The 18,947-nt window shown below is 68.6% G+C and carries 22 protein-coding genes; 6 read left to right on the forward strand and 16 right to left on the reverse strand.

What is annotated here, in order from left to right:
- Nucleotides 1-297: 297 nt before the first annotated feature.
- Nucleotides 298-861, forward strand: a complete 564-nt coding sequence (locus Adu01nite_RS47835) for a DUF222 domain-containing protein (RefSeq protein WP_239132513.1) — start codon at nt 298-300, stop codon at nt 859-861.
- A gap of 170 nt (nt 862-1,031) precedes the next feature.
- Here the strand turns inward: Adu01nite_RS47835 and Adu01nite_RS18485 are convergent, their stop codons facing one another.
- On the reverse strand, nt 1,032-1,730 hold the full coding sequence (locus Adu01nite_RS18485; protein ID WP_203728130.1) for a nucleotidyl transferase AbiEii/AbiGii toxin family protein: 699 nt from the start codon (nt 1,728-1,730) through the stop codon (nt 1,032-1,034).
- 7 nt (nt 1,731-1,737) lie between these two features.
- Complete coding sequence (locus Adu01nite_RS18490; protein ID WP_239132514.1) at nt 1,738-2,061, reverse strand: hypothetical protein; 324 nt, start codon at nt 2,059-2,061, stop codon at nt 1,738-1,740.
- A 90-nt stretch (nt 2,062-2,151) separates the two neighbouring features.
- Between Adu01nite_RS18490 and Adu01nite_RS47840 the strand changes: the two genes are divergently transcribed.
- Nucleotides 2,152-2,880 (forward strand): HNH endonuclease signature motif containing protein, encoded by a 729-nt coding sequence (locus Adu01nite_RS47840; protein ID WP_239132515.1) that lies wholly within the window; start codon nt 2,152-2,154, stop codon nt 2,878-2,880.
- 33 nt (nt 2,881-2,913) lie between these two features.
- On the opposite strand, the gene Adu01nite_RS18505 is transcribed toward Adu01nite_RS47840, so the two are convergent.
- The 7 genes from Adu01nite_RS18505 to Adu01nite_RS18535 all read right to left on the reverse strand — a co-directional run bounded on the left by Adu01nite_RS18505 (nt 2,914) and on the right by Adu01nite_RS18535 (nt 8,432).
- Entirely contained in the window at nt 2,914-3,717 is an 804-nt protein-coding gene (locus Adu01nite_RS18505; protein WP_275414666.1) for an MFS transporter, read from the reverse strand.
- A 111-nt stretch (nt 3,718-3,828) separates the two neighbouring features.
- Nucleotides 3,829-4,812: an aldo/keto reductase gene (locus Adu01nite_RS18510; protein ID WP_203728133.1), complete on the reverse strand. Its 984-nt coding sequence runs from the start codon at nt 4,810-4,812 to the stop codon at nt 3,829-3,831.
- A gap of 1 nt (nt 4,813) precedes the next feature.
- Nucleotides 4,814-5,689 (reverse strand): aldo/keto reductase, encoded by an 876-nt coding sequence (locus tag Adu01nite_RS18515; protein ID WP_307836639.1) that lies wholly within the window; start codon nt 5,687-5,689, stop codon nt 4,814-4,816.
- Nucleotides 5,686-6,720, reverse strand: a complete 1,035-nt coding sequence (locus Adu01nite_RS18520) for a zinc-dependent alcohol dehydrogenase family protein (protein ID WP_203728134.1) — start codon at nt 6,718-6,720, stop codon at nt 5,686-5,688. The genes Adu01nite_RS18515 and Adu01nite_RS18520 overlap by 4 nt, the downstream gene beginning before the upstream one ends.
- Nucleotides 6,678-6,995, reverse strand: a complete 318-nt coding sequence (locus Adu01nite_RS18525) for a hypothetical protein (protein WP_203728135.1) — start codon at nt 6,993-6,995, stop codon at nt 6,678-6,680. Before Adu01nite_RS18525 ends, Adu01nite_RS18520 begins: the two co-directional genes overlap by 43 nt.
- A gap of 90 nt (nt 6,996-7,085) precedes the next feature.
- Nucleotides 7,086-7,553 carry a M15 family metallopeptidase gene (locus Adu01nite_RS18530; protein WP_203728136.1) on the reverse strand — a complete coding sequence of 156 codons (468 nt, stop codon included), beginning with the start codon at nt 7,551-7,553 and terminating at the stop codon, nt 7,086-7,088.
- Between the two features lie 15 nt (nt 7,554-7,568).
- Nucleotides 7,569-8,432: a hypothetical protein gene (locus Adu01nite_RS18535; protein ID WP_203728137.1), complete on the reverse strand. Its 864-nt coding sequence runs from the start codon at nt 8,430-8,432 to the stop codon at nt 7,569-7,571.
- Nucleotides 8,433-8,745: 313 nt separating this feature from the next.
- On the opposite strand from Adu01nite_RS18535, the gene Adu01nite_RS18540 reads away from it, so the two are divergent.
- From Adu01nite_RS18540 to Adu01nite_RS18550, 3 genes are all read left to right on the forward strand, one after another.
- A complete protein-coding gene (locus tag Adu01nite_RS18540) occupies nt 8,746-9,462 on the forward strand; it encodes a response regulator (RefSeq protein WP_203728138.1) in 717 nt (238 codons plus the stop codon).
- A gap of 110 nt (nt 9,463-9,572) precedes the next feature.
- Nucleotides 9,573-9,986: a hypothetical protein gene (locus tag Adu01nite_RS18545; RefSeq protein WP_203728139.1), complete on the forward strand. Its 414-nt coding sequence runs from the start codon at nt 9,573-9,575 to the stop codon at nt 9,984-9,986.
- 491 nt (nt 9,987-10,477) lie between these two features.
- Nucleotides 10,478-11,665, forward strand: a complete 1,188-nt coding sequence (locus tag Adu01nite_RS18550; RefSeq protein WP_203728140.1) for a sensor histidine kinase — start codon at nt 10,478-10,480, stop codon at nt 11,663-11,665.
- An 11-nt stretch (nt 11,666-11,676) separates the two neighbouring features.
- On the opposite strand, the gene Adu01nite_RS18555 is transcribed toward Adu01nite_RS18550, so the two are convergent.
- The 6 genes from Adu01nite_RS18555 to Adu01nite_RS18575 form a co-directional block, all read right to left on the reverse strand.
- On the reverse strand, nt 11,677-12,255 hold the full coding sequence (locus Adu01nite_RS18555) for a hypothetical protein (protein ID WP_203728141.1): 579 nt from the start codon (nt 12,253-12,255) through the stop codon (nt 11,677-11,679).
- Between the two features lie 29 nt (nt 12,256-12,284).
- Nucleotides 12,285-13,646 (reverse strand): WXG100 family type VII secretion target, encoded by a 1,362-nt coding sequence (locus Adu01nite_RS47845; protein ID WP_239132516.1) that lies wholly within the window; start codon nt 13,644-13,646, stop codon nt 12,285-12,287.
- Complete coding sequence (locus Adu01nite_RS18565) at nt 13,643-13,972, reverse strand: hypothetical protein (protein WP_203728142.1); 330 nt, start codon at nt 13,970-13,972, stop codon at nt 13,643-13,645. The genes Adu01nite_RS47845 and Adu01nite_RS18565 overlap by 4 nt, the downstream gene beginning before the upstream one ends.
- The gene (locus tag Adu01nite_RS48945) at nt 13,962-14,351 is read right to left on the reverse strand and encodes a YbaB/EbfC family nucleoid-associated protein (RefSeq protein ID WP_369076823.1); all 390 of its coding nucleotides are present in this window, start codon (nt 14,349-14,351) and stop codon (nt 13,962-13,964) included. The genes Adu01nite_RS18565 and Adu01nite_RS48945 overlap by 11 nt, the downstream gene beginning before the upstream one ends.
- Before the next feature lie 126 nt (nt 14,352-14,477).
- The gene (locus tag Adu01nite_RS18570) at nt 14,478-16,130 is read right to left on the reverse strand and encodes an aspartate:alanine exchanger family transporter (RefSeq protein ID WP_203728143.1); all 1,653 of its coding nucleotides are present in this window, start codon (nt 16,128-16,130) and stop codon (nt 14,478-14,480) included.
- 157 nt (nt 16,131-16,287) lie between these two features.
- Entirely contained in the window at nt 16,288-16,710 is a 423-nt protein-coding gene (locus tag Adu01nite_RS18575; protein WP_203728144.1) for a MarR family winged helix-turn-helix transcriptional regulator, read from the reverse strand.
- 65 nt (nt 16,711-16,775) lie between these two features.
- On the opposite strand from Adu01nite_RS18575, the gene Adu01nite_RS18580 reads away from it, so the two are divergent.
- Nucleotides 16,776-17,642, forward strand: a complete 867-nt coding sequence (locus Adu01nite_RS18580; protein WP_379131608.1) for an LLM class flavin-dependent oxidoreductase — start codon at nt 16,776-16,778, stop codon at nt 17,640-17,642.
- A 405-nt stretch (nt 17,643-18,047) separates the two neighbouring features.
- Here Adu01nite_RS18580 and Adu01nite_RS18585 read toward each other — a convergent pair whose 3' ends face one another.
- Nucleotides 18,048-18,944 (reverse strand): class I SAM-dependent methyltransferase, encoded by an 897-nt coding sequence (locus tag Adu01nite_RS18585; protein WP_203728146.1) that lies wholly within the window; start codon nt 18,942-18,944, stop codon nt 18,048-18,050.
- Between the last annotated feature and the right edge of the window lie 3 nt (nt 18,945-18,947).

The raw sequence follows: 18,947 nt of genomic DNA on the forward strand, positions 1-18,947 counted from the left end.
GACCATCTGCTTCCAGACCACCGCAGGCCACCTGGCGACCCGAACCGCCCGGAAAACAAACACGAGCGCACCGCCGCAAGCCGCCCACCCGCTAGACCCGAAGCAGCAGGTGCGGCCCGGCCGCACAGAGGCCGGCCTGCACAGATCGGTCGCCCACGGCTACGTCGCGGCCCGAGCCACAGGCTCACGCGAGCTTTCACGTCAGCCCGTTGGCCCCTGTTCGCAGATGGTGAATGTGGATCTACAGCCGGGTCCGGGAGGCCGAAAACTGTAGTACGCATGTTCGAAGATGGTCCCATGTTGGCCGACCAAGCCGACGAAGCCGCCCTCGCCCGCCAAGAAGCCCGCGCCCACACCCGCCGCGGCTTCACCCTGTCAGCGCCGGTCAACGGCATGATCCACCTACGCGGGACCCTGGGCCTCGAAGACGCCGCCACCCTGCAAGCCGCCCTGCACCCCCTGTGCACACCCACACCCGGCGACAAACGCAGCCCAGCCCAACAACGCGCCGACGCCCTCATCGACATCTGCCGCCTCGCCCTACGCACCAACCAACTACCCGACGACGGCGGCCAGCCACCCCAGGTCACCGTCACCGTCGCCTACGACCCACTCACCCAAGCCCTGGGCACCACGACAACCGACACCGGCCACCGACTCTCCGCGACCACCGCCCGCCGGCTCGCCTGCGACGCCCGCATCCTGCCAATGACTCTCGGCGGCCCCCGGGCAGATCCTCGACGCCGGCCGCAGCCGACGCCCGGCCACCGGAGTCCTACGCCAAGCACTCGCCATCCGCGACCGCGGCTGCGCCCACCCCGACTGCGACCGCCCACCCCGCTGGGGCGGCGGGCACCATAAGAACATTGGGTCGACGCCTGCGGGACCGAGCCGGGCGTGGAACGTAGCTGCCATATTGGCCTGCACCACGCTGTGCTCGATCCTGCCGCAGGAGCGACGACGCCGTCGACGAGGGCGCGAATCGCGCATTACATCCGGTGAAGCGGAAGCGGTGTTTCGTAAGTGCCGACTCAATCGTCGAGGTACGAGTCCCAGTCTGGATCCGGTTCGGCCGGCAGGCTCATATCGTCGTCCGTGACGATCCGGGTACGTATGTCGCCGGCCCAGGATCGCGACCAGTGGTGCAGGGCGGTGACGTCGTCGTCGGTCAGGCCGTAGGAGGTGAAAGTCTCGTCGTCCAGAAATTCGACCGATTCGAGCCGGTCGAGTAGTTCGCGAGGCGTGAACCGTGAGAGGTGGGCGGCACCGAGGCGTTCGAGCTCGTGCAGCGAATAGCCGCCTCGGGTGTGTGCGGCGTGCACGTCGATGAAGTCGCGGTGGGTGCCCCGGTCGTGCAACGCGCCGACTTTCAGTCCGACCGCATCGTCGAGCGCGAGGACCGGGCCGATGCCCAACCGTACCGGCGGCTGGATACCTGCCTTCAGCAGGTCGATTTCGCAGCGCTGGTTCCCGTCGTGGACCTCGAAGCGGGCCATGGTCGGAGCTGATTCGATGACCTGAACGTCGTAACCGGCGGCGCGGTAAACGTCGGAGAGCCGGTCCGTGATGACGTCAAGAGGAAGGGTGGACACGGTCGCGAAGTCGAGGTCGCGAGATGGTCGGCTGGTCAGCTGGTGGGCGCTGATCGCATACCCGCCGGCCAGGACGAGGCCGAGGTCCTCGGAGGCGGCGAAGGCTATCCGGGCGAGCTGTTGGTGGAACGGATCCACGCCCGGGTCAGACCGCTGCGAGATCCGGGAGTTGCTTCTCCCAGACGCCGATCAGGTCTCTGGCGGTCAGTCGCCGGACCTTCGGCCAATCCTCGATCAGGTGTGCCCAGTTGATCCACCGGGCCAGGTCAGCCCGTTGCCCTTCGCCGATCAATGTTGTGTACAGGGTCAGTCGCCGGGGCGGGTTCGTGACGTCGAACACGGGGCTGCCCGACCAGCACAGGCGATTGGGCAGCTCGACCAGGCCGACGGCTGGACCGGCAAACTCGCCCTGGCCGGGAATACGGTCGGCAACATTGCCTGCGCGGGACAGCATCTGGTTGATACCCACCCGCTCATTCTCACACCTGCCGGAGGCTGCGGGCCAACCGCCCGACTTGGATCGGTACGGACGGCCGTCGAATCATCGGATCCACCGAATGTGACAAATGAACCGCTTGACTGGACCGACGCCCACCACATCACCCCTTGGACCAACGGCGGCACTACCTCCCTCAACAATTTGGTCCTGCTCTGCCGACACCACCAACCGACTCATCCACCACCCCGCCGCCGGCTGGAAGATCCGCCTCGGCCCCGACGGGCTACCCGACTTCATCCCTCCACCCGACATCGACCCGCAGCAACACCCCCGACGCAACCTCTACCACCCACGCCCATGAACCCACCGCCACGACAGCGGCCCTACCCGCCGCCACACCCCAACCTCACACCCAACGCGCTCCGCCACGGCCACCTGCAACAGGAACAACGTCGAACCAGGCCGAGCCGGCCGATCGTGAGCGGGCTCGGTTGGCTCGTTGAGCCGGGTGATCTAGCTGCGGGGTCTGGGGTCAGCTGCCCGGCGGCTCGGCCGGCGGCGCGTGCTGCACGGATCCGCTTGGCGCCCGCCATGTCTTGCAGGCAACGTGGGAGCCCAGCGCGGCGGTCTCGCTGTTCGTGCACTCGCGTCGTTGCCCGGCAGCAATCGATGTCGAGCTGTCCCCACGTGGTGGCCTTGAACCACGCTCGCCGTTCGTGGAGCGCGAGCGCGTGCGCCACGTTCCGCACGATCGGGTTGTGCCGCAGGTGCGGAAGCTTGACTGGCGATACGGCTCGTCGAAGGTGTTACCGGTGCCGTCGCAACAGATCACGATGGTGCGAGCCATAGTCGTGCCTACCATCCGCAGGCCGAAACCCGCAGTCAGCTCAGCGACGGCTCGCGGTCCCGGCGCCGTTCCACCTTGTCCTTACGGCTTCGCCCGTGGGGAGCGATCAAGGCTATGACCAGCAGCAGCGCGCCTGCGATCAGGATGCTGCTGCCGGTCAGGGCGGCGCTTACCCGGTCGACCAAGGCTTCGGTGCCAACGGCGTCGGGTGGGACTGCGGCGGAGCCGATCGCGGCCAGGACGGCCAGACCGAGTGCGCTGCCGAGCTGGTGGAAAGTGTTGATCAGGCCGGCGGCGGCGCCGGCGTCTTCGGTGGCTACGCCGGCCAGGCCGGCTGCGGTCATCGGGGCGAATGCCAGGCCCTGGCCGATGCCGATGAGCACCATCGGCAGTGCTACCGCGGTGCGATAGTCGCTGTCCGCGCCGGCCCGGCTCAGCAGGGCCAGACCGGCGAGGGTGGCGGCTACGCCGGCGATCAGCACTCCGGTGGCGCCGAAGCGGCGCACCGCCCGGTTGACCAGCACGGCGACCGCAAAGTTGACCGCGGACATCGGCAGGAATGCGATTCCGGCGTCGAGAGGGCTGAAGCCGAGTACGCCCTGCAGGTACTGCGAGGTGAAGAAGAAGAATCCGATCATGCCGCCCAGGTAGAGCATCCGGACCAGGTAGGCGCCGGTGCGGCGGCGGTCGGCGAACAGTGGCAGTGGCATGATCGGCTGGTCGGCTCGGGCCTCGTTGGCGACCAGCGCTGCCAGTAGCAGCAGGCCCACGCCGATCGCCGCGAAAGTGGACTCGATGATGCCGTACACCAGTGCGGTCATGCCCAGCGTCGCGCACATCGCGCCGATCAGGTCGAAACGGCCGGAAAACCGCAGGTCAGGGAGTATCGGTCGGACCCGGTACTGGCAGGACCTCCCACGCGGCGCGGGCGGTCCTGCACAACCGAGAAGTCAGCGTTCGATCATCTGCATCTGGGTGTCGGTGTGGTGGCCGCCCTCGGCGGGTGCCATCGCGTCCAGGACCCCGATCTGCGACGGGGTCAGCTCGACGGTGTCGGCGGCGATGTTCTCCTCGACCCGGGTGACCCGCTTGGTTCCGGGGATCGGCACGATGTCGTCGCCCTTGCTCAGCAGCCAGGCCAGGGCCACCTGGGCGGGGGTGGCGCCGATCTGGCCGGCGATCTCCTGCACCTGGTCGGCGAGGCGCAGGTTGCGCTGGAAGTTCTCGCCGGTGAAGCGCGGGTGCCCCTTGCGGAAGTCGCTGTCGTCCAGCTTCTCCACGTCGGCCGGGGTCCGCAGGGCGCCGGTCAGGAAACCGCGGCCGAGCGGCGAGTACCCGACCAGGCCGATGCCCAGCTCGCGCAGCACCGGGAGCAGTTCCTCCTGGTCGCGGGTCCACAGCGAGTACTCCGACTGCAGGGCGGTGACCGGGTGCACCGCGTGGGCGCGGCGGATGGTGTCGGTCCACGCCTCGGACAGGCCGATGTGCCGGATCTTGCCCTGCCGCACCAGGTCGGCGAGGACGCCGATGGTGTCCTCGATCGGCGTGTCCGGGTCGACCCGGTGCTGGTAGTACAGGTCGATGCGGTCGGTGCCGAGCCGCTTCAGCGAACCCTCGACCGCGACCCGGATGCTGTCGGGGCTGCTGTCCGCCCGGCCGGTGCCGCGGCCGGTGTGCGAGACGAGACCGAACTTGGTGGCCAGCACCACCTGGTCACGGCGGTCGCGCAGGGCCTTCCCGACCAGTTCCTCGTTGACGTACGGGCCGTAGACCTCGGCCGTGTCGATGAGGGTGACGCCCAGGTCGACGGCGCGGTGGATGGTGCGGATCGACTCGGCGTCGTCGCTGCCGGCACCGGAGTAGCCGTACGACATGCCCATGGCGCCCAGGCCGATGCGGCCGACTTCCAGGTCACCCAATTTAGCCGTACGCATATCAAGCCTCCGGAATTTCGCGGCCGAACGTGGCCAGGGTGATGTCGGTGGGCTCCGGGCCACCGCGCTTGCCGGTGTCGAGGCCGTCGATCGCGGTCAACTGCTCGGCGGTGAGCTCGAAGTCGAAGACGGCGAAGTTCTCCGCGATGCGCTGCGGGCGGACCGACTTCGGGATGGCCGAGCGGCCCTGCTGCAGGTGCCAGCGCAGCATCACCTGGGCCGGAGTCCTGCCGTGCGCCCGGGCGATCTCGCCGATCACCGGGTCGTCGAGGGTGCTGGTGTGGCCGCTGTCGCGGTAGAAGGTGATGCCGCCGATCGGTGCCCACGCCTGGGTGAGGATGCCGTGCGCGGCGCCGAACTCCTGCACCTCGCGCTGCTGGAAGTACGGGTGCACCTCGATCTGGTTCACCGCGGGCACCACCGTCGACACGTCGAGCAGGGCGGTCAGGTGCTCGACCATGAAGTTGCTGACCCCGATCGCCCGGACCCTGCCGTCGGCGAGCAGCGTCTCGAGGGCCCGGTAGGCGGCCAGCGTCCGGTCGAAGTCGGACGGCAACGCCTGGTGCAGGATCAGCAGGTCGATCTGGTCGACGCCGAGCTTGCCGGCACTTTTGTCGAATCCGTGCAGCGTCTCGTCGTACCCGTAATCGCTGATCCAGATCTTGGTTTCGAGAAAGACGCCGGAGCCGGCGGCGGCCTCGCCGACCTGGCGTTCGTTGCCGTAGGCGGCAGCGGTGTCGATGTGCCGGTAGCCGGCCTCCAGCGCGGACGTGACGGCGGTGCGGGTTTCGTCCGGCGGGGTCTGGAAGACGCCGAAACCGAGGGCGGGCATCTCGACGCCGTTGTTGAGGGTGAGGTTCATGGGAGTGCCTTTCACGACTCGATGATGACCTTGAGGGCCTCGCGGCCGGCCATGGCCTGGTAGCCGGACGGCACGTCGGCGAGGGAGACCGTGCGGTCGAAGACCTTCCCGGGCTGGATGCGGCCGTCGAGGATCTCGGGCAAAAGCTCTTCGATGTACGCCCGGGCCGGCGCGACGCCGCCGGTGAGGGTGATGTTGCGCAGGAAGACGCCGAAGCCGGCCGGGACCGCGGGGTATTGCGGGGCGCCGACCCGGCTGACCGTGCCGCCGTTGCGGACGACGCCGAAGGCGGTCGTGATCGCGTCCTCGAGGCCGACGCACTCCAGCACGGTGTGCGTGCCGTCGCCGCCGGTCAGCTCGCGAACCGCGGCGATGCCTTCCTCGCCGCGCGCCGCGACCACGTCGGTGGCGCCGAACTCGCGGCCCAGGTCGGTGCGGTCCTTGTGCCGGCCCATCAGGATGATCCGCTCGGCGCCGAGCCGCTTGGCGGCCAGCACCGCGGACAGGCCGACCGCGCCGTCGCCGATCACCGTCACGGTGGTGCGCGGGCCGACCCCGGCGGTGACCGCGCAGTGGTGGCCGGTCGGGAACACGTCGGACAGGGTCAGCAGCGACGGCAGCAGCGCCGAGTCCGCCGCGACCGGCAGTTTGACCAGGGTGCCCTGGGCCTGCGGGACGCGTACGGCCTCGCCCTGCCCGCCGTCGACGCCGTTGCGTCCCCAGCTGCCGCCGTGCCGGCAGGAGGTCTGGAGGCCTTCCCGGCAGAAGTCGCAGGTGTTGTCGGCCCACACGAACGGGGCCACCACGACGTCGCCCTTGCGAAGGCCGGATACCGCCGAGCCGGTCTCCTCGACCACGCCGAGGAACTCGTGCCCGATCCGGTCCGGGTGGTCCGACGCCGGACGGGAGGAGTACGGCCACAGGTCGCTGCCGCAGATGCAGGATCGCAGCACCCGGACCACGGCGTCGGTGGGTTCTCGCAGGGCGGCGTCCGGCACGTTCTCTACGCGTACGTCGCCGGCCCCGTAGATGACTGTTGCTCGCATGTCTTTCTCCTTGATCTTCGGTCCAGCAGGGGAAGCCCGGCCGCGGCGGCCACGGTGACCACCGCGCAGGCGAGGAACACTCCGCCGTAGCCGAGGCGGGTCGCCGATCCGAAGCCGATGAGCGGCCCGGAAACGACCGCGCCCAGCCGGCGGGTGTTGGTGTAGAGGCCGGTCGCGAGCCCCGGCCGGGTAATCAACTCCTGGAACAGGGTCAGGCCGACGCCCGCGACGGCGGCGAAGAACCACGCCGTGATGACATGCCTCGACGGTGTCACGCCCGGCGGCGGCCAGGGAGGTTCTGGCTTTACCCCTCAACCGGGGAAGAGGGCCTCCGACCCGGGCGTGCGGTCGAAGGCCCTCTTCCATCAGAGGCGGTGCTCGATCTTCTTGGCGATCGGGGCCACGTCGCTCGCGTTCCCGACGATTTCGAAATGCATTTCATCCGTACGGCCGTGGTAGTCGCCGCCCCACCGGACCGTCCCGTTGCAGAAGGCGAGGATCCGGCGGATCGCGACCACCTGCTTCGGGGTGAACGTGCCCTCGGCGCCCATCGGGTGGGCCGGCGCGTTCAGGTCGATCGCGGTCCCCGAGGCGTGGTTGGAGAACACGGTCGAGCCCCGGATCCTCCGGTACGCGTACCCCCAGCACTGCCCGGCGTGCAGCGGCTCGACGGTGCGGTGGAACTGTCCGGCCACGTGGAGCAGGACGGTGGCGACGTCGCCACGGCGTACGCCCTGCGGAAGCCGAATGGTGGTGCCCGGTACGGGTGAGGTGTCGAGACCGCCGAGCTTGCGGACGGTGCCGGCGACCCAGCCGTTCTGACTGTGCGGCATGATCTCTCTCTCCGATCAGACGTGCTTGGCGAATTCGGCTGTCAGTTCGCGCATCGCGACGGCGGAGTCGCCGGTCAGCACCCACGCGTACTCCTTCTCCCGGCCCGGGCTGTTCCAGGCCAGGTAGACGCTCGGCGGCAGGTACTTCGTCTGCCGGCCGGCCGCATAGCGGTCGAAGACCGAGGTCAGCCAGGCCGACTCGCGGCGGATGGTCGCGGCCCGGATCTTGTCCGCACCCATGAAGCCGCGCTCGCCGAGGCCGTAGGTCACCGGCTCGCCGGCCGCCAGGTGCGGGCGGACGATCTCGTTGAACCAGCCCATGTACCCGGGGTGCTCCGGCAGGATCAGGTCGGCCGGGAACGCGCCGTTCCGCTCGTTCTTGCCGGAGTAGACGTCGCACAGGTACTCGTCGGCGACGACCTTCCGCCAGTCACCGGGCCGGTTCGCGGCCCGGCCGCCCGGCCGCCACTGGTAGGCCATCGCGCAGTAGGCGACGCGCGCACCGGACCAGCCGGCCTTGATCTCCTGGCGGGACCGCTCGAACACGGCCCGGAAGGTCGCGCCGTCGAGACGGTCCGGCCCGCCCTCCGGCTCGTGATGCACGATGATCCCGACCCACGGGTGGTCGGCCAGCCAGGCGCCGATCTCGCGGTGGACGCTGGTCCACCGGCCGGCCGCGACCTCCCGGGGCGACGGCTTGTAGGACACGTAGACGCCACCGCCCCGCCAGGGTGCGGCGAGCTCGCGGATGTCGTCGAACACCTTTTCCGGCCGCTTCCCGGGCCGCAGCGGCGGAATGAATTCGCGGCCGACCCGGGCGGCCGGGAATCGGCCCCGGGTGCTGGCCGGGTCGGTCTCCTCGTGAACCCCGACGGACACGGTGCGGTTACCGATAAGGCTGATGGGATTGGTTGGCATTTGACTGCCTCGCATTTCTTGAAGGATCGCTTGTTCGGACCGTTCAAGAATTGCCCGGGCAGGGCCCGCAGCACATCGGGCTGAGCATGTAATTGCCGAGGCAATGACGTAAAGCAGCCGCGGTATTCGCCGAATGGCCGGTAACGCCAGGGAATGACGCGACCCGGGCCTGGCCCCTGAACAGCGGGCAAATTGGCGGATGAGCCGGCTCGCGCCGTCATTTTGTCCATAATGGCGGACGCCAGTAGATCAGCGGCACCAGGGAGGCATGTTCATGATTACCGATACCAGCTCGGCCGACATTCACGTTCTGATCGCCGACGACCAGCCCCTCTTCCGCGGCGGGCTGCTCATGCTCCTGTCCACCCACCCCCGGATCCGGGTGGTCGGTGAGGCCGGCGACGGGGCGGAGGCGGTAGCCATGGCGCGCCGGCTGCAGCCGGACGTCGTCGTCATGGACCTCGCCATGCCGAAGCTCGACGGCGTCGCCGCGACCCGGCAGCTGACCAGCGACGACTTCACCAGCGATCCCAGCCGTACCATCAAGGTCATCATGCTGACCGGGCTCGGTTCGGCCCCGGAGGACGTCTGCGCCGCCCTGCGCGCCGGCGCCTCCGGATACCTTCTGAAGGACGCCGCCCCGACCGAACTGGTGACCGCCATCGAGTCGGTGGCCAGCGGTCTGGCCTACCTGGCGCCCAACGTGACGCCCGGCGTGATCGCCGACATCGCCAGCCGGCCCGTCGCGGGTCGTCCCGCGCCCGGCGCCCTGGACCGGCTCACCACCCGCGAGAAAGAAATTCTCGTACAGATGGCGTACGCGATGAGCAACGACGACATCGCGGCCAAGTTCCACCTCTCGATCGCCACGGTGAAGACGCACGTGTGCCGGATCATCAACAAGCTCGGGGTGCGCGACCGGACCGGGGCGGTCGTGATGGCCTATCAGGGCGGCCTGGTGCGGCCGGACGATATCCCCGAGGGGAACTGACGCTCCGGATGTACGCGGTATTGACCGCTACGGACGGACGCGCCCGGCAGCCAACCCGGCGATGATTACCTCCGAAAAGTCGAATCATCGGCGAACACGGGGGCAATAAAATGGATTTGCAGACGTACGCGTACGCAATTTTTGTCAGTGCTCTGGAAACCGATTCCGCGCCCGCACCCGGGGAGGTCCGGGACGCGGTCGCCGCGGCACTTCGCCGGCATTCGGGTGCCGAGGGATGTGTCGCGGCGGCCGCCTTCGCCTTCGGCGACCACCCGCAGGCGGCCGCCCACCGGATGAGCTGGGCGCTCGCCCTGGCCCACCGCACGCCCGCCGTTGCCGACCGCGCACCCGGCCGGCAGCGGGCCCTGCCGGTCGAGGCGAGCATCGCCGTGATGCTGATCAACGACCAGTTCCCGCGGGCCATGCCGGCCGCGCTGCTGATCTACCTGATGCTGCTGCTCCCCCTGGGCCGGATCAGGGGCATACCGCGACGGATGTACGACTCAGGTACCGCTCGCGAATGACGACACGGCCGCTCCGGCGCGTGAAACTGTGATGGCAACGCCGTGACCGAAATGCGAGTTAAGTCGGCCATGGTCAGGAACGAAACACGGGGGAACGACGATGTTCTGGAAAACTTGCGCCACGGTTGCGATGGCCGCCCTGACCACCTCGGCCATGCTCGGGGGGACGGGCGGCGCGGCCGAGGCCGCTCCGTCGAGCAACGGGCCCGCTGCGGCATGCCCGACCGGGGCGCGGATTTGCGTCAACCCCGGGACGGCATGGTTCTGGCTGTGCAAGGCCCAACCGGAGTGGTGCTCCGACGATCATTCTGGACACGGAGGCCATCAGTTCCCGGACGACTGGGACCACCAGTTGCCGGACGACTGGGACCACCAGCTCCCGGACGACTGGACGCATGACCTCCCGGACCACTGGGTTGTCGTCCTCCCGCCGGAGGCGGATCTGGGGTCTCTCCTTGCTCCGCAGGTGTCCGCCGACCTTCCCCTTGGCAATGACCGGTAACGGCCGCGGCGGGCACCCACGGGGGCTCGCCGCGGCGCTCCTTCGGGACGTGCTGCTGACCGCACTGGCCATCACGGTGGATGTCATGGCGAGCATGGACGACGGGAAGATGCCCGGCGGCGTGGTGCTGCCGGTATGCACTGCCGTCGTGATGGGCACGCTCCTGTTCCGGCGACGGTTCCCGGTCGCGGTGCTCGCCGTCCAGGTGGGGTATGGGATCTTGGTCGTGGCGCTCGTACCCGATGTAGGACTCATCGCCGGCCTGCTGGTCGGGCTCTACGCGGTGGCCAGTCGGAGAGAGCCGGCATGGTCGGCGCCGGGGCTGTTCGCCACCGCCGCAGTCATCGTCGCGCAGGTCGTCAGCTCGCCGGAGCTGGACAAGGTGAAGCAGCCCGAACTGATCCTGCTGTTCCAGGGGCTTCTGCTGCTCGGTGTCTGGGGCGCCGGCTACCGGGCCTGGACCGCCCGGATGCACCTGAACACCCTGGCCGCCGAGCAGCGGGACGCCAAGGCGAGAGCGTTGCGGGATGAGCGGCTGCGCATCGCCCGCGAACTGCACGACATCGTGGCCGGCTCGGTCAGTGTGATGGTCGTACAGGCCGCCGGTGCCCAGACCGTCCTGCACGCCGACCCGCACCGGGTCGGCGTGGCGCTCGGCGTCATCCAACACGCCGGAACCCAGGCCATGGCCGAACTCCGGCGCCTGCTGGGCCTGCTCCGCTCGGCCGGCGAGGCCGGGGAGACCGGCGACGACGCGACCGCCGGCCCCGGCGTGGACGGCATCGAGGAGTTGCTGGACAGCATGCGGAACACCGGCCTGACGATCTCCTATCGCACCGCCGGCACCCCGGCGCCGATCGACCCCAGCGTCTCGCTGGCCTGCTACCGGATAGTCCAGGAGTCGCTGACCAACACGGTCAAGCACGCCGGCCCCGACGCCGCGATCGACGTGCACCTCGCCTGGCACCGGGACAGCCTGACGCTGAACGTCGCGAACCACGGCGGGCACCGCCCGGCCGACGCCGGGCTGTCCACCGGCCACGGCCTGCTCGGTCTGCGCGAACGGGTCGGCACCCTGGGCGGCGTCTTCACCGCCGGCCCCACCGCCGACGGTTTCACCGTGCACGCCGAACTACCCGTGGCCAACAGCGCCCCGCTGATCCCGGCCCGCGTTTAGACCGGCAACACCTAGACCGCGACGATGTCACCGGGCCGGAAGCGGGTCAGCTCGCGGAAGTGGGCGAGGACCTCGGCCGGGTCGTCCTGGCCGCGGTAGAGCAGCACGAACGACGTGGCCCGCGGGTCCACCGACCCCATCACCGCAACGGCCTCACCGGTGCGCAGCTGCAGGATCAGCACCGGCAGCTTGCCGTCACCGGCGGGCACCGCGTCGAACTGATGCTTGATCGCCCCTTTGACCGCATGCATCGGCCGATCGATCCGGCCGAGCACGGTGGCGTCACCGAACGAGGGCCACTCCGCGACGTCAAGCTTGGTGAACAGCGGCGGCGGCCAGGGCTTGCGCTCCGCGAGCCGCTGCGCCACCCGGCGGAGGAACTCCAGCAACTCGGCCTCGGAGTACCGCCCGCTGATCGCGGCGGTCTGCGGGTGAAGCGCACCGTCCCGCAGGACCTGGTCGATCGCCGCGGCGAAATCCGCGACCACCGTGCTGTACACCTGACCGTCGATCATGTTGTCGACCAGCCGGGCGGCGGTGGCGTCGCTCAGGTCGGGAGCGCCGTCGATCGGGTAAAGCAGCTGGTTCATGACGCCGCGCGTCACATCCGGATCCACGGTCACCGTTCTTCGCCACCCCATCCGTACTGCTTGAAGTCGGGATCGGTCAGCAGGCCCTGATCCCGCAGGCTCTGCAGAACCTTGTCGTTCATCTCGGCCCCGGGATGGTAGTGCCCGCTCTGGTCGGTCATCGCGACCAGTTTCCCGTCCACCACCTCGATCTCGCCCGCACCCACCACCGAGTCACCGGCGAGCAGCGAGGAGTGGTGGGTCTGGCCGACACGCTGGTCAAGCGTCGCGTAGAGGTTACCGCTGCCGTCCATGGTGAAGATCGCCCGGCCGCCGCCGGACCAGGCGGTGGTGCCGGTGGACGTGTCGTAGAGGCTGCCGTCCGCGGCGCTGCGCAGGTTGCCGTCACCGTCGACGAACAGCCGATGCGCCTCCCGCTCGGCGTCGTCCATGTAGTGCACCGTGTCCGGATAGAACGCCCGGCTCGGATTGGTCGGGTCGTTCTCGCCGACATATCGGCCGCCCAGGTGCGCGTCGGTGGGCAGTTCCCCACCGCTGCGCGGCGCCGGGATCTGGTCCCCTTCGTGCCAGCCCTTGGGGAGGTTCGGCTCTTCGCCGCCGCCGCTCTTGCCGCCACCCGGGACCGACCGGAGCAACTCGGACAGCTTGCCGGTGAGCCCGTCCAGGACGTCACCGAGCGAGCCAACCTTCCCGATCAGCCGGCGAAGACTGCTGAGCAAACCACGGATGAAGTGCTGAATCTTCTCGACCCACTTGGCGACCAGCGCGGCAACCTGCCCGATCACCACCGGGGTGGCGAGCCCGAGGGTCAGCCCTTCCTCGGCGAGCCACTGCGGCAGCCGGGCAGCGAGCGTAGCGATGAACTGCGCGATCAGGTCCCGGACGATGCCGCGAACAAGACCGACGAGCAGTCCCGCGCCTTCCACGGCGTACGAGATGCCGTGCGCGGCCGACGAAATCCCGGAGATGACTTGCGCGAGCATCCCGGCGTGCTCCCGGTAGGCGTCGCCGGAGGACCCCTGCCAGTCCGCGACCTCCTGCCGGATGGCGTCCATGAACTGCGCCTGCGCGTCGGCACTGAACTTGGAGACGTTCTGCCAGGTCGTAGCGTGGGCGGCGATGGCGTCCGGGTTGCCGGCCAGCCAGTCGAGCGCGTCCTTGAGCGGCTTGACGTGCTCCATGAGCCACGAAACGCCCCAGGCCACCAAAGACCCGATCGGATCAATAACCATTCCGAGTACGTCGAGGGTGCCCCCGACCGTACCCAGGGTGCCGTCGACCCAGCTGTTGTCATGAATGCCGCTGGAGATCTGCTCCGCATCCTCGACAAGCCCAAGCCCCGTGTACCAGGTCGTCGAACTCTGCTCCGACGCGACCAGCGGATTGGTCACAGCGGCAACTCCAGAGCCGGCCCCGCCTCGGTGACTCGGCGGCTGCTCGCAGTGTCCGCACCGGACATGTCCGCCGCGGTGGTGCGAAGGTTGGCAGCAGTCTCGTGCAGCACGTCAACGGTCTTGTAGAGGGCGTCCGCACCCAGTCCGAAGATCGGACTGAGAATCCCCGGAAGAAACTGACACAACTGCCCGTACGCCCCGGTGTCCATCACGACGTCATGAACCGCCGAGCGAGCCAGGTCAACAGCGTCGCCGACCTGCTCAACACTGCCGGCATGCCGCTCCACCAGGTAGCCCGGAAACTGCACCCGCTCACCGGCCACGCCCGGCCTCCCCGTCGTTCTCGTCACCGGCGCTCCGCTCAGGGAACCGGGTATCGAACGAGTTGATGACCGCCCGCCCGGTCTCGGAGTCAGCCCCAACGGTGTCCTCAACCTGAGCGGCAACCTGGCGAGCAAGGCCGGCCTGCGCTTGCCGCATAACGGCAAGAATGCGCTCAGCGAGCTCCCGATCCTCAAGCTCGAGCGACTCCACCTGCCCAGACGGCCCAACGGTCACCCGAACAGATCCGTCCCGGCTCTCCGCGCTGGCGCTGAGCGCCGCAACCCGGCGAGACAGAGCAACGGCCCGCTCAGCCTGAGCACTGACCCCAGCCGCCCAGCTATCAAGCCAGTCTTCAGCGGCATCGACATCGTTAGGCATAAAACACCCTCTTCACATCCACGATCATGCAAAGGGTAGCCCGCAACCGCACACCCCCACCGCCCCGAAAGAGGCGGCCCCGAGCCACTCATGCCTCCCAAAAGGGTCGGCGCTTACCGCAGCCGGTCATTGGTGCGACAGCAGCACGACCATCAACTGCGCGATGAGGACTTTCAAGACCATCGCGACCGGGAAAGCCATCGAGTACGCCAGGGCCGGCAGCTCATTCTTGGCCCGGTCTTCGGCGAACGTCAGCACGGCCGGGTTGGTGTCGATGCCGGCCATCACACCCATCAGCCACGAGAGCGGCATGCGCAGGAGTCTGCCGACGGCGATGCACGCTACGGCGGTGCCGGCCGCCACCAGCGCACCAACGGCGATCATTTTCCAAGCGCCACCGTCGGAGAACCCTCGGACGAGCGCGCCGCCCGACTTCAGTCCGACGCCGGCGAAGAACAGCGCGACGCCGACCTGGCGAAGAACCAGGATCGTCGATCGGGGCTGCTGCCAGGTGATCGGGCCGGTCCGCCCGACCCGGCCCAGGATCAGTCCGACGATGAGGGGCCCGGCCGCCAGTCCGAGGCGGAGGGTCGCGCCGCCGGCGAGCGGCACCGCGACCGCGCCCAGCAGCAGGCCCAGCGCGAGACCGAGGGTGAGGCCGGTGAAGTCCACCCGGGCCAGCGACTGGTCGGAGTCGCCCAACAGGGCCGTCACGTCGGACATCTGATCCCGGGGGGCGACGACGCGGACCCGGTCGCCGAGAAGCAGCCGGGTGACGGGGGTCGCGATCAGGTCGTGGTCACCACGGCGTACGCGGGTGATGAGCGCGCCGTGTCGGCGCAGCAGGTCCAGGTCGGCGATGGCAGTGCCGACAAGGGCGGGGTCGGAGACAGTGATGCGGCGAAAGTCGAGGGCGCCGCGGTCCAACGACAATGCCGGCCAGGCCTTCTCGCCGAGGCGTGCGACGAGTTCACCGGTGGCGGTGCGGGTCCCGACGACCGACAGCAGGTCCCCCTGGTCCAGGGCGGCAACCGTGGTGGCCAGGAGCACCCGGTCGCCGCGTCGCAGCCGTACCAGCAGCACGTCGCCGTCGCGGGCAAGTTCGTCGGTGAGCTCACGGATGTCCGTGCCGGCTCCTCGGGTGACGCGCAGGGTCAGTTGGACCAGCGTCCTCGGGGCGGGAGCAAGGTGCTCGTTCTCGGCGGCTTCGCGCGCGAAGTCGACCCGGACGAACATCATGTAGGTGATGAGGGCACCGATCATGGCGACCACGCCGTACCCGTAGGTCAGGCTCATGCCGACCGCTGCGTCGCTGGCCAGGGAGCCGGCGTGGGTCGGGTCGACGGCGCGCAGCGCCTCCTGGGCGCCACCGAGCGCGGGCACGTTGACCAGCGCCCCGGCGAACACTCCGGCGGCGGTGGCGGGGTTGAGGTGGAAGGCGTTCGCGGCTCCGACCGCGGTCAGCGACGCGACGGCGAGGACTCCGGCGACAAAGGCATTGTCGCGCAGACCACGCCGGCGCAGGGCGACGAAGAAGGTGGGGCCGGCGGCGAGGCCGATGAGATAGACGAACAAGGCCAGCCCGAACTGGTCGGCGAAGTCCGGCAGTCGCAGGCGCTCGTCCAGGGCGCCGACGCCAAGACCGACGAAGAAGACGGCGGCGACGCCGAGCGCGACGCCCCGGATCCGGATACTGCCGAGCAGGTGCCCGACGCCGAGGACGAGCGCGCAGAGCAGGACGGCGTTGGACGCCAACAGGTTGATCGGAGACAGGCTCACACTCGGTATCGTGCAACCCGCGCAGGTCAGCCGTTAACTCCGGGCCAAACAAATCGCCAGTTGCGGCACGGAGCCGATCACCGCCGCTCCCGGCAAAGGGTAGCCGCGCTCCCGGCGCGAGACCGCCCCGCCCGCGCCCGGGCCGGAGGCCTGAGATTCAGGTGCGCACCACGGCGGCGAGCAGTCGCCGGAACGCCTCGGCATCGGACCGGGACAGTGGCGCCAGGAAGGTGTTCTCGGCTTCCGTCGTCGCGGCCAGAGCCGCGGTCAAGGTCCCGCGGCCGAGCGCGGTGAGGGCGACGACGTTCTTACGGCGGTCGTCGGGGGCGGGGCTGCGGCTGACCAGGCCCTTGGCCTCCAATTCGTCGATCAGCGCGACCATGGTGGTGCGGTCCAGGTCGAGGCGCCGGGCCACTTCCTGCTGAGACTGCGGTTCCTGGTCGTCGATCGCCGTGAGCACCGCACATTGCCGGCCGGTGATGCCGTGCGGTCGCATCGCCTCGGTGGTCAGCTCGGCGTACTGCATCTGGGCGTGTTTGAGCAGGTAGCCCAGACGTCCGGCGACTCGCGGTGTTGGCACCCGGCAAGTTTAAGCCTAGGCTGATCGTCAGTTCTGCTGATGATTTGGAGCGCTGACGAATGCCGGTGAGTTTCGGGATCAAGACCAGCCAGATCGGCTTGACGTACGACCAGATCCAGGCCATTTGGCGAGAAGCCGATCAGATCGACGTGTTCGAGCACGCCTGGCTCTGGGACCACCTGATTCCGATACGCGGCAACGCCGACGCCGACGCACTGGAGGCTTGGACGCTGCTGGCAGCCTTGGCTGCGCAGACCAGCCGCCTGCGACTGGGGGTAATCGTCACGAGCAACCGGCTACGCTCGCCAACGCTCCTGGCAAAGATGGCCGCAACGGTCGACGTGATCGCCAACGGCCGACTGGACTTCGGCATCGGCGCCGGCGGAAGCCGGGTGCCCGGCCCCAACCCGGCAGTGCGGGAGTTCGCAGCATACGGTTTCCCACTGGTGACACCCGGCCAAGCCGTAAAAGACCTGGCAGAAGCCCTAGACGTGATCACCCGATTGTGGACGACAGAGCAGCCCTTCGACTACGACGGACCTTCCCTGACGTTGCGCGGAGCAATCTGCGCACCACGCCCAACACAACGGCCACACCCACCGATCATGGTCGCCGGCGCCGGCGACCGCATGCTACGGATAGTGGCCGAACACGCCGACATCTGGAACTACCCAGGCGGCCTGGACGAGGCGTACGCCACCCGCAACGCCAAGCTGATCCAGCACTGCCACGAGATAGGCCGAGACCCAGCCACAATAACCAGATCCATGCAGCTGATAGTCCGAGCCACCGAACCAGACGCCGCCCAAAAAGCCCAAGACACCATCAGACAAATGATCGACGCCGACATAAAGCACATAGTCATAGCCGCAGCCCTGACCCACCACAACGCCCAGTGGCTGGCCAACGAGGTAATCCACCCACTGACCTAACCAAAAAACCAGCAACCGCAACCAAGACCAACAAGCGCAACCACAGCAGCGAGCGCAACCATCGCACCGTGGGGGTTTCAGGGGGCTCGGCCCCCTGCGCTGATATGACGAGCGCCCCCGGTCCGCGCGTTTTGCGGACAGGAGGCGCTCAGGTGCTCGTGGACCATAGTTGGCAGAATAAGAACCACATACCCGCAGCTCAGGGCCCAATCGTCACGCTACCGGCGGTACGCCGTCGCACGACCTGACCGATTCAGCGGCCGCCGCCCGCCGTAGCGCCACCATGCCGATCCGATCGGCTGCGGCCGTGGCCGCCTGCCCACCACTGCTGGATCACGAACGCCAAGGCGCAACCTCCTCCTGGCCCAAACCCTTTGCAGAGATGTTGATGATGATGGTTTCGGTTCAGGTGTGAGCCTCGTCGGTCGAGCGGTCGGCGTACACGAATCGTTCGATCTGCGACACGGTCAGGTCTCGTCCGAGGGGGCTGAGGTAACGATCGGCGTACTCGGTGGGTCCGACTTGTTCGTGTTCGGTCCAGCCGTAGTCGCGCAGCAGCGCGGGCGTCTCGTCGGGGAGCAGCCCGAAGTGCCAGACGTGGCGTTTGATGACGAACTCGCGCCGTGCCGGTGCGGCGCCGTAGTCCTCGGTGCCGTCGAGGAAGTCGCGGCGGATGTAGGTGAAGATGAGCCGGCTCCCGGACGTGGCCGGGGTGAGACAGGCGAGTGTCTTGCGGACTGCGTCCTCGGTCAGGTACTGGGTGACGGCCTCCCAGACGAACATGGCCGGTTCGTTCCAGTCGAATCCGCCCGCGGTGAGCGCGGCGGTGAGATCGTCGGTTTCGAGATTGACGGCGGTGAGGGTGGTGTTGGCCGGTAGCCGGCCGTAGGTCTCGATGAGGCGGCGGCGCTTGTAGGCGATGTTGGCTTGCAGGTCGGTCTCGAACGAGCGGGCGCCGGTCGGTGCCACGAGGCGGGCAGGCCGGGTGTCGAGCCCGGCGCCGAGGAAGACGAACTGTTTGATGCCGTCGTGCAAAGCATCGCGGACCTTGTCGTCGGCATACCGTTTACGGCACAGCATGCTGGCCCAGAGTCCCTGCGCCTTACCGTCGGTGGCCCGGACGAGCAGTTGGTAGACCGGTTTCCACCGGCAGGCGCCGACGATCAGGCGTTGGCTGGGTGGTAGCAGACGAACGGCGTCCGGGTCGTCGAACAAGCGTTGATCCGCGGGGAGGATCTGTTCGCATGCGGCGATGACCATCGGGCCGAAGGCGGTCTGTGCTGCAGGTGGTCGTGCTGTCATCGT

Source organism: Paractinoplanes durhamensis, assembly GCF_016862175.1.
GTDB lineage: Bacteria > Actinomycetota > Actinomycetes > Mycobacteriales > Micromonosporaceae > Actinoplanes > Actinoplanes durhamensis.